Raw genomic sequence first — 10,743 nt, forward strand, 5'->3', positions numbered from 1 at the left:
GCCCCCGCCTCCCCCCAGGTGCCGACCCAGCCGGCCGCCCCTCAGCAGCCGGCCGTCGCACAGGCCCCCGCGGCCCCCGCGGCCGCGCCCGTTGCCACCGAGACCCTCGTGTCCGACCCCGCACCTGTGACCCCCGCCACCGAAGTGGCCACCGAGGCCGTCACCGCTGAGGTAGCCGCCGCCGAGCCGGCCGTCGTCGTGCCCGACAACTACATCGAGGACGCCCAGGCCAGCGTCACCATCGTGGAGGAGACTCCCGCTAACGACAAGCCCCAGGCGTAACCGCCAACAAGGCAAATAGACACCGAGAGAGGGAGCCCAAAAGGCTCCCTCTCTTTATGCCCAACCATCCAGCCGACATCAAGCAGGCCTCCACGCGGGAGGGGTGCGTTCGCGGCCGTCTGAGCGCCCCGCGGAGAACGCGGCCCAAGAGAAGCAGATTCCACGCCAGCACCAACGATACGGGGACAGTACCGACTGATGTGCGTCATCCCCTCTGCTTCCCTAGCCGCGTTCGCGGCGGGAACCAGCGCGAAGTCGGCCGCGAACGCACCCCTCCCGCGCGGGAACCGGACAGCACCCTATTCCTCGTAGTCCGTATCGATCACCACATCGAAGGAGTAATCCGGGTACCGCGCCGCCAGCGCCCTCACCACCGCGTCGCGCACCGCTTCCCCATCGGCCGAGAAGTCCACCACCATGTCGAAGTACACCGTGGCGTCTGCCGTATCCACGTAAAACCCGTGCACCTGCTCGATGGCCGGCTCCTCTGCCACGATCTTCTGCAGATCGGCGCGCATATCGGCGAACTGCCCCTGGCTGTTGGCCGCGTAAATGCCCACGATGGCCCGGATATGGAACTTCTCCGCAAGCCCCTCGGTGATCTTGCGCGTCAACTCGTGGATCTGGCGGGCGTCGGTGGCATCGTCCACCTCGATGTGTAGGCCGCCGAGCACCTCGTTGGGCCCGAAATTGTCCAGCACGATATCGTAGGTGCCCCGCACCCCGGGAAATCCGTTCACATACGTGGCGATGGCGTTCACCAGCTTCTTGTCCTCGGGCAGTCCGATGATGGGGCCCAGGGCGTCCCGCAGCACCTCGATGCCGGCCTTGCATACCACCAGCGAGATGATAAGGCCCACGATGCCGTCGATGTTGAGCCCCCACAGGTTCTGGGCCGCGGCCACCACCAGCGTGCCCGCCGACAGCACCGCGTCGTAGTTGGAGTCCACCCCCGAGGCGATGAGCGCCTCGCACTGCGTCTTGTCGCCGAAGCGCTTGAACATGATACCGATGGCGATCTTCGCCAGAATGGCCACCACGATGACCGCGATGGTGACGACCGAGTAGCTCGGCGTGCCCGGATGGATGATCTTCACCACCGATTCCCGCAGCGAAACCACGCCGGCCACTAAAATAATAACGGCGATGACCACGCTCGTCAGGTATTCCACACGCCCGTAGCCGAAGGGGTGGCGGCGGTCGGGGCGGCGCCCGGCCAGCTTCGTGCCCACGATGGTCACGATGGAGGACAGGGCGTCGGTGGCGTTGTTCACGCCGTCCAGAATGATGGCGATGGAATGGGACACGAATCCCACGGCCAGCTTGAATGCCACGAGCAGCAGATTGCCCGCAATGCCGTATACGCTCGCCCTAACGATCTCCCGCTCGCGATCCATGACCATCACCTTCGCTATATTATGTGCGCCCTTTCGGCTCAGCTTCGATTATAGCCCTCGCCCCCGCCGCCCTATATGCTTACCACGTAGCCTTTCCAATGCAGTTCGGCAACCTCCCGCCAACAGCGGCCTCCAGCAGCCGAAACAGGCCGCGAGTGCGGACTATATTCCGTAGAGAAGCACCGCTTCTCCCTGTCCACGCTCACTTTCAGGAGGCATCCATGGTTACCACTTCCACGGCCGCGCCGGCCGCGAGTACCAACCTCACCGACGGGTTCCACATGCTGGTTCAATCGCTGTTGAAGAACGACCTGAACCGTATGTACGGCGTCATCGGCATTCCCGTGACCGATGTGGCCCGCATCGCCCAGGCCAAGGGCATCCGCTACATCGGCATGCGCCACGAGACCGACGCGGGCAACGCCGCTGCAGCCGAGGGCTTCATCACCGGCAAGCCCGGCCTGTATCTCACCGTGTCGGCCCCCGGGTTCCTGAACGGCATCGTGCCCTTGAAGGAGGCCACCGAGAACGGCTGGCCCGTCATCATGATGGCCGGTTCGTCGTCCCGCGAGCTCATCGACTTGGGCGAGGGCGACTACGAGGGGCTCGACCAGCTGAACTACGCGAAGCCCTTCGCCAAGGCCGCCTACCGGGTCGATAAGGTGGAGGACATTCCGCTCGTGGTGGCCCGGGCCATCCGCGCCGCCTGCTCGGGGCGGCCCGGCGGCGTGTACATCGACCTGCCCGGCGACACCCTGGGCCAGACCATCGACGCCACCGTGGCCGAGGGCCTGCTGTACAAGGTGAACGACCCGGCCCCGGCCCAAATTCCCGCCCAGCACGTCGTCGATGAGGCCATGGCCGTGCTGGCCAGCGCTCAGAAGCCCCTCATCTACCTGGGCAAGGGCGCAGCCTACGCCCAGTGCGACGACGAGGTGCGCCAGTTCGTGGAAGCCACCGGGGCACCGTATTTGGCCATGTCCATGGCCAAGGGCCTTTTGCCCGACAACCACCCGCAGAACGCCGCCAGCGCCCGCGGCATGACCATGCGCGAGGCCGACGTGGTGGTGCTGCTCGGCGCGCGCCTGAACTGGATGCTGAACTTCGGCAAGGGCAAGCACTGGAACGAGAACGTGAAGTTCATCCAGGTGGACATCGACCCCACCGAGATCGACAACTCCCGCTACATCGCAGCCCCCGTGGTGGGCGATCTGAAATCCACCGTGGGACTGTTCAACGACTACCTGGCCGCCCATCCCTTCAAGGCCGACCCCGCCTGGCTTGAGGCCATCCAGGCCGATTCCGCGAAGAACAACGCCCGCTTCGGCGGGGCCGAGACGGTCGGCACCGTGCCCATGAACCACTATAACGCCCTGGGGGCCATCAAGAAGGTGACCGACGCCAACCACGACGTGTACATCGCCAACGAGGGCGCCAACGCCCTGGACGACTGCCGCGACATCATCGACATGTACCTGCCCCGCCACCGCCTGGACTGCGGCACCTGGGGTGTGATGGGCGTGGGGCTGCCCTACGCCATCGGCGCGGCCGTGACCACCGGCAAGCCCGTCATCTCCATCCACGGCGATTCCGCCTTCGGCTTCGACGGCATGGAAGTGGAGGCCATCTGCCGCTACAACCTGCCCGTGACCGTGGTGGTGCTGAACAACGGCGGCATCTACCGCGGCGACTTCAAGAACCTCGGCACCGACGGCGACCCCTCGCCGCTGACGCTTGCGGCCTGCGCCCATTACGAGAAGCTGATGGAAGCCTTCGGCGGCACCGGCTACTACGCCACCACCCCCGCCGAGGTGCAGCAGTACGTGGCCGAGGGTGTGGCCAGCGGCAAGCCCACCCTGGTGTGCTGCGAGCTGTCCATCCACGCGGGCAAGGAATCGGGCCACATCACCTACCTGAACCCGCAGCCCGTCACCGGCCCCCTCGTCGGCAACGAGCAGGAAGACCTCGCCGAGCACCGCGAAGGCGGCAAACTCGTCGATTAAGGAAGGCATCAACTGCGGCCGACATGTCTCCCCTTCCCCACGAGCCATGTCGAATGCGCCCTCGACAATGACCGAGTGTAGAGGGGCCGTGGGGCGCCTCGACCGAGCGAGTTCCGCAGCGACGAGAACAGGACTAAACGTCCTGTTCTCCAAAGCGAGGACTGCAGAGCGAATCGAGGTGCCCCACGGCCCCGACCGGCGCAGAGTCCCAAGCTAACATCAACCGAGAAAGAAGGCCCAAAATGGGAGACATCGGTACCATCATCATCGCCGACATCCTGCCGATCTTCGCCATCATGATCCTCGGCTACCTCGGCGGTAAATTGCACAAGTTCGATAACGACCAGATGCAGGGCCTGAACAAGGTCGTGCTGGACATCGCCCTGCCGGCCGCGCTGTTTCTCTCCATCACCAAGGCAACCCGCGAGATGCTGTTCAGCGACCTTCCCCTCACCCTCGTGAGCCTGGTCGTGGTCATCGGCATGTTCATGCTCAGCTTCTTTTTGTGCTGGAAGATGTTCAAGCACAACATCGCCGAGGCCGGCGTCTGCGCTCTTATCGCAGGATCGCCCACCATCGGCTTTCTGGGCTTCGCCGTGCTGGACCCGGTGTTCGGCACCGGCACCCAAACGGGCCTCGTGGTGGCCATCGTGGCCATCATCGTGAACGCCATCACCATCCCCATCGGCTTCTACCTGGTAAACAAGGGCTTGAATGCCGAGGCCGAAAAGGGTACCGGCAAGACGAAGCTCGCCGCCACGGGCACGGCCGCCATCGCGGGCAAGGGCGCTCCTGCCGCGCCCGCGCCGGCAAAGAAGGCCCACAACTCCAACCTGGATGCTGTCATCAAGTCGCTGAAGCAGCCGGTGGTGTGGGTGCCTATCCTGGCCGTGGTCATGGTGCTCGTCGGCATTCGGTTCCCCGCCGAGCTGGACCCCTGCTTCAGCCTCATCGCCAAGGCCAACTCCGGCTTGGCCGTGTTCGCCGCCGGCATCGCGCTGTCCACCGTGAAGTTCAGCCTGGGCAAGGAGACCATCTGGAACGTGTTCTACCGCAACCTGCTCACCCCGGCCGTCGGCCTGGCGCTGGGCCTGGTATGCGGCATCCACGGCGTGATGCTGCAGATGCTCGTGCTGGCCATCGCCCTGCCCCCGGCGTTCTCCGGCATCATCATCTCCAGTCGCTACAACATCTACGTCCGCGAAGGCGCCTCCACCGTGGCCGTGTCCACCTTGGCCTTCGCCGCCACCATGCCCCTCTGGATCGTCGTCACCCCCATGATCGAGCATATGTTCGGCGCATAGGAGGCATCCAACCCCGGAACTGCTCCCCAAGCCCGCCTGCCCTCCCAACAAGGGTGCAGGCGGGCTTTCTTGCAGAAGAATGGGCTCAGTCTACAAATTCACAGTTCTCAATCTGCATCGACCCCGCCTCCACTGGATCGGCGAAGAGCTGCTGCCCTGTCTAGCTCCTCGCTAAAGGGAAGCGTGAGCTGATAGGCTATGTAACGGTCGAAATCGCTCTCGAATAGGCTGTCTTGAACTATGCGGTATTTCTCGAACTCGCTCAAGGCAAAGGATTCCGCGACCTCCGCAGCCACCTTCCCGGGATTGTCCAAAACATCCTCTTCATTAAATTTGAGGAACGCATCCAACCGAGCAGCCCAATCCTCCATGGTCATAGGGATACGTTTCATGGCTTGGCGCTCGGCATAATCTAGATACATAGTTACAATGAGCTCCAGCGATTTTGCCTCGTCCTTATTGAGATAGTTCTTCGCGATCACCGCATCGGATCGAAGAATTTTCCCCGCAGGCGCATTGCGCCAAGTTCTCAACCCCATATGTGGCTGTTCCGCATCGGCGCGATTCATGATGAGCTCTGCCGCAGTGTTTCCGTGAACGACATAATGCATTTTGTTTTGAACAGTAGCGAAGAACCTTCGTGTGGTCGGAGCGTCGAGGTTATAGTCAATCGATGTGGCGTAAATATCAGTGATCTTTTGATAAAGCCGCCTCTCGCTCAAACGGATTTCCCTGATTTCTTCGAGAAGATGCTCGTAATAATCCTCGCCGAGAAAAGCGCCGTCCTTCATTCGCTCATCATCCATCACATAACCCTTGATGGTGTATTCCGCAAGAATGGCAGTGGCCCATTGCCGAAACTGGACAGCCCGCACAGAGTTGACCCGATATCCGACGGCGATGACAGCATCGAGGCGATAGAACAGCCTTTCGCGCTCCACCTCGCGATCACCTTCGGTTTGAACTGTTAAAAATTTCTTAACGGTTGCCTCTTTGCCAAGCTCACCATCTACATACAGCTGCTTAAGATGCCGTGAGACATTCGGAACGCTACAATCGAAAAGCTCGGCAATCATCTTCTGGGTCGCCCAAATCATCTCATTCGTGAAGAGAACCTCAACCGCCGATTCTCCCGTTGACGCAGTAAAGGCAAGAAACTCCGCCGAGCTGCTTCGCAGGTCAACGCCAAGGATCTCGCCCTCTTCGACTTTTCTTTTTCGCGCCATAACCCGCTCCTCTATACTGAAGTACTCTTGCGTAAGGCTATCGTACAACGTTTACGGCTCATTGCAACAAATACCCCGAGGGAATCGGAGACCTCACGGTTGCCCTACGAATGGCCCCTTGGTTCCACAAGGCAATCGGACTCCTTCTAAACTGAACTTTGTTTCATCAGCTGAATACGTGAGAGGAGCTCCCATGAGCACGCAGCGCAGAGCGGTCACGGGTATGGAGGCGGCGGCGAGTGCGGCCTATGCGCTGTCGGACGTGGCGGCCATCTTCCCCATCACGCCGGCCTCGCACATGGCCGAGAAGGTGGAGTCGTGGGCGGCTGCGGGCCGCGAGAACTTCTTCGGGCACCCGGTAGTGGTGAAGGAGATGCAGTCGGAAAAGGGCGTGGCCGGCACGCTGCACGGCTGTTTGGCCGGCGGGGCGCTCGCCACTACCATGACGGCGAGCCAGGGCCTCATGCTCATGATCCCCAACATGTACAAGATATCCGGCGAGATGCTGCCCGGCGTGTTCCATGTCACCACGCGCTCGTTGGCGGCCCACGCGCTGTCTATCTTCGGCGATCACCAGGACCTCATGGCCGTGCGCGCCACGGGCGTGGCCATGCTGGGCTCGGCCTCGGTGCAGGAATGCCAGGATCTCTCCTGGGTGGCGCACCTGTCGGCCATCGAGGGGAGCCTGCCCTTCGTGCACTTCTTCGACGGCTTCCGCACCTCCGACGAGGTGCAGACCATCGACGTGATCGACCCCGAAACCATGCGGCCGCTCGTGAACTGGCAGGCCGTGAGCGCCTTCCGCCACCGCGCCATGGACCCGGAGCATCCCGCCATCCGCGGCACCGCCCAGAACCCCGACATCTACTTCCAGAACCGCGAGGCCCCCAACGCCGCCTATGACGCGCTGCCTGCCATCGTGCAGAAGACCATGGACGCGCTGGCAGGCGTGTGCGGACGGCAGTATCACCTGTTCGACTACGTGGGCGCCGCCGATGCCGAGCGCGTCATCGTCACCATGGCCTCCAGCTGCGAGACCGTGGAGGCCACCGTGCGTGCCCTCGTGGACGCCGGCGAGAAGGTGGGCCTCGTGAAGGTACGCCTGTACCGCCCCTTCTCAGCCGAGTACCTGCTGGCGGCCCTGCCGGCCACCGCGCGCGTCGTGTGCGCGCTGGACCGCACGAAGGAGCCGGGCAGCTTGGGCGAGCCGCTCTTCCTGGACGTGCAGGCCGCCGTGGCCGCCGTGCGCCCGAACGTGCGCGTCATCGGGGGTCGCTACGGACTCTCCTCCAAGGAGTTCACGCCGGCTCAAGCCAAAGCGGTCTTCGACACCATGGCCGCACCCGAGCCGAAGACGCGCTTCACCGTGGGCATCAACGACGACGTGACCCACCTGTCGCTGCCCGTGCCCGCCTGGGAGCCCACGCCCTCCCAGCCACTCACCCAGGCCGTCTTCTACGGCTTCGGCTCCGACGGCACCGTGAGCGCCAACAAAGTGGCGGCCCGCATCGTGAGCGATGCCGCGGGCAAGTTCGTGCAGGAGTACTCCTGGTTCGACTCGAAGAAATCGGGCGGCCTCACCATCTCCTACATGCGCTTCGGCGACGCGCCCGTGCACGAACCCTGGCTTATCACGAGCGCCGACTACCTGGCCTGCCACAAGGACATTTACGTGAAGCGCGGCTACCCTATGCTCGATCGCCTGCGCGACGGGGGCACTTTCGTGCTGAACGCGCCCTGGACCACCGTTCATGAACTGGATACGGCGCTCCCCGCGAAGCTGCGGCGCGCCATTGCCGCCAAGCACGCCGACTTCTATGTCATCGATGCCGCCAAGCTGGCCGCCGATGAGGAGCTGGGCCCGCGCATCAACATGATCATGCAGACGGTGTTCTTCCGCCTGACCCGCGTGATGGACTTCGATGAGGCGGTGCAGCTGCTAAAGGAGAACGTGGCTACCGTGTACGCCTCGAAGGGAGCCGATGTGGTGGCCCGCGACCAGCAGGCCATCGATAAGGCTGCAGATGCCCTCGTGAGAATCGGCTACCCGAAAAGCTGGGAGCATGCCCGCGACGATGGTGCCGCGCCGAGCGACTACGCCGCCGGTACCGGGACCGCCCCGGCCGTGCGCCTAGGGTCGGTGCCCGGGGAGGATGCCTTCATCGAGAACGTCTTCCGCCCCTTGGACGAACTGCGCGGCGACGAGCTGCCCGTGAGCGCCCTGGCCCCCGACGGCATCGTGCCGCCCGGGTCGGCTGCCTGCGAGAAGCGATGCGTGGCCTACGAGATTCCCGCCTGGGACGCCACCAAATGCGTGGAGTGCTACGAGTGCTCGCTCGTATGCCCCCACGCCGCCATCCGCCCCTACGTGGCCACAGCCGACGAGCTCGCCGGCGCGCCGACCGCCTTCGCCACCAAGCCCGCGCGGCTTCCGCAACTGGCCGGCATGGCCTTCCGCATTCAGGTGTACCCGGAAGACTGCGTGGGCTGCGGCAGCTGCGCCGACAACTGCCCGGCCCCGGGCAAGGCCCTTGTCATGCAACCGCTGGCCAGCCAACTTGCCACCCAAAAGGAGAACCTCGCCTTCGCCCAGGCCAACATCGCGCTGAAGGACGACCGCGTGCCCACCGATTCCGTTCCCGGCACCCAGCTGCAGAAACCGCTGCTGGAGTTCTCCGGCTGCTGCGGCGGCTGCGGCGAGACGCCTTACGTGAAGCTGCTCACCCAGCTGTTCGGCGACCGCCTCATCATCGCGAACGCCACGGGCTGCTCGTCCATCTGGGGCGCCTACATGCCCTCGATGCCCTACACGGTGAAGCCGAACGGTCACGGTCCGGCCTGGGGAAACTCCCTGTTCGAGGACAACGGGGAATTCGGCTACGGCATCGCCAAGGCCGTGAAGGTGCGCCGGCGCCATCTTACCGACCTCGTGAAGCGAGCCGTGGGAGCAACAGGCGAGAACGCGGGCACCGCGCGGGCCGTCTCCGTAGGGGGCAACCTCAGTCGTCCCTCGGCCGGAAGTGGTACCGAGCAATGCGCCAGCGCCGTACCGGTTGCGACCCTGGACGGGCTGAAACGCGCCCCTGCGGAGGACGGGGCAGAGCGCTCAGAAGAGTCAACTGGCCCCGTCTTCTCCCCCGCCACCACCGCGCTCTTGAGCGGTTGGCTCGCCGTGGCCGACGACAGCGCCCTGGCCTATGGGGCGGGCCAGGCCGCCCAGACGGCCCTGCGCGCGGAACGGCACTCCCTGGCCCCCGAAAGCCCCGCGGCCGACCTGGCCGATGAGATCCTCGACTACGGGGAGATGTTCGGCGCCAAGAGCGTCTGGGTCGTGGGCGGCGACGGCTGGGCCTACGACATCGGCTTCGGCGGCCTCGACGAGGTACTGGCCTCGGGCGAGAACATCAACGTGCTCGTGCTGGACACCGAGGGCTACTCCAACACCGGCGGCGAGATGTCGAAGGCCACGGAGCTCTCCAGCGTGTCCGGCTTCACCCTGGACGGCAAGCCCACGCCTCGCAAGGATCTGGGGCGCATGATGATGCAGTACGGGTACGTGTACGTGGCCCAGGTGTGCCTCGGTGCCAACATGGGGCAGACCATCGCCGCCCTGCGCGAGGCCGAGGCCTACGACGGCCCCTCCATCGTGATCGCCCTGTGCCCGTGCATCAGCTGGGGCATCAAGGGCGGCATGAGCACGAATCTGCGCGTGGCCCGGGAAGGCGTGGAAGCCGGCTACTGGCCGCTGTTCCGCTTCAACCCTCAGCAGGCTGCCGCAGGACACGACCCCCTGACCGTGGACTACCGGGCCCCCGACGGCCACCTGGACGACTTCCTCAACCGTCAGGACCGCTTCACCTCGCTGCTCGCCCGCGACCCGGCCCGCGCACGCACGCTGCACAGCGAGCTTTCCAAAGACCTCGCCCGCGAGTACACCGAGCTGGAGCGCACCGTGAAGGTGTACGAGCCCGAGGCTTAAAAACTATGGCATGATAAAAGAGCCCCTTCGGTCCTTTGAGGGGCTCGATCAGGCTCATCGGGAAGGGCCTACTCCTCCCCGTCGCCTTGCTCGGCGTTGGGGTCAACGCCGTCGGGATCGAACTCGAAGAGATCGCCGGGCTGGCAGTGAAGTTCCTTGCAGATCTTCATCATGGTGGAGAAGCGAATGGCCTTGATACGGCCCGTGCGAATGCGGGAGATGTTCACCGGGGAAATCTCGATACGACGAGACAGCTCGTTCACGGACATCTTGCGGTCCGCCATCACCCGATCAAGCCTGGAAATAATACGCATGGGACAGCCTTCATACGGTATCGTCGCTTAACTGCTGTAGCAATGCCGCATAGCGAAAAATTGCCGACAACGAGTACATGATACCAGAGAACACCAGCATGCCAACATTGAGGTGTGAGTTAACTTTGTCCGGATTCCGGGTCGCTCCCCTGTGCCACAGGAAGAGGGCCCCTCCTGTATCCTCTCGGGTTGTCTAGGCCGGAGACGGAGAGGAAGGACCCTCCATGCGCGATCATAC

7 protein-coding genes are annotated in these 10,743 nt (G+C 63.9%); 4 read left to right on the plus strand and 3 right to left on the minus strand.

Going from position 1 to position 10,743, the window contains the following annotated elements; genetic code table 11:
• Positions 1–282, plus strand: a 282-nt coding sequence (locus tag F8D48_RS11720) for a hypothetical protein (protein WP_205717388.1), incomplete at its 5' end; no start/stop codon positions are given.
• Between the two features lie 299 nt (positions 283–581).
• Here the strand turns inward: F8D48_RS11720 and F8D48_RS10785 are convergent.
• Positions 582–1,679 (minus strand): cation diffusion facilitator family transporter, encoded by a 1,098-nt coding sequence (locus F8D48_RS10785; RefSeq protein WP_170272807.1) that lies wholly within the window; start codon positions 1,677–1,679, stop codon positions 582–584.
• 221 nt (positions 1,680–1,900) lie between these two features.
• On the opposite strand from F8D48_RS10785, the gene oxc reads away from it, so the two are divergent.
• Together oxc and F8D48_RS10795 are read left to right on the plus strand one after the other, a co-directional pair.
• The gene (gene oxc, locus F8D48_RS10790) at positions 1,901–3,682 is read left to right on the plus strand and encodes an oxalyl-CoA decarboxylase (RefSeq protein WP_151431979.1); all 1,782 of its coding nucleotides are present in this window, start codon (positions 1,901–1,903) and stop codon (positions 3,680–3,682) included.
• 242 nt (positions 3,683–3,924) lie between these two features.
• The gene (locus F8D48_RS10795; protein ID WP_240806325.1) at positions 3,925–4,986 is read left to right on the plus strand and encodes an AEC family transporter; all 1,062 of its coding nucleotides are present in this window, start codon (positions 3,925–3,927) and stop codon (positions 4,984–4,986) included.
• Positions 4,987–5,093: 107 nt separating this feature from the next.
• Here the strand turns inward: F8D48_RS10795 and F8D48_RS10800 are convergent, their stop codons facing one another.
• Positions 5,094–6,212: a virulence RhuM family protein gene (locus tag F8D48_RS10800; RefSeq protein WP_151431981.1), complete on the minus strand. Its 1,119-nt coding sequence runs from the start codon at positions 6,210–6,212 to the stop codon at positions 5,094–5,096.
• A 193-nt stretch (positions 6,213–6,405) separates the two neighbouring features.
• On the opposite strand from F8D48_RS10800, the gene nifJ reads away from it, so the two are divergent.
• Complete coding sequence (nifJ, locus tag F8D48_RS10805; RefSeq protein WP_151431983.1) at positions 6,406–10,191, plus strand: pyruvate:ferredoxin (flavodoxin) oxidoreductase; 3,786 nt, start codon at positions 6,406–6,408, stop codon at positions 10,189–10,191.
• Positions 10,192–10,259: 68 nt separating this feature from the next.
• Here the strand turns inward: nifJ and F8D48_RS10810 are convergent, their stop codons facing one another.
• A complete protein-coding gene (locus tag F8D48_RS10810; protein WP_151431985.1) occupies positions 10,260–10,505 on the minus strand; it encodes a helix-turn-helix domain-containing protein in 246 nt (81 codons plus the stop codon).
• Between the last annotated feature and the right edge of the window lie 238 nt (positions 10,506–10,743).

The organism is Adlercreutzia muris (genome assembly GCF_008831045.1).
GTDB lineage: Bacteria > Actinomycetota > Coriobacteriia > Coriobacteriales > Eggerthellaceae > Adlercreutzia > Adlercreutzia muris.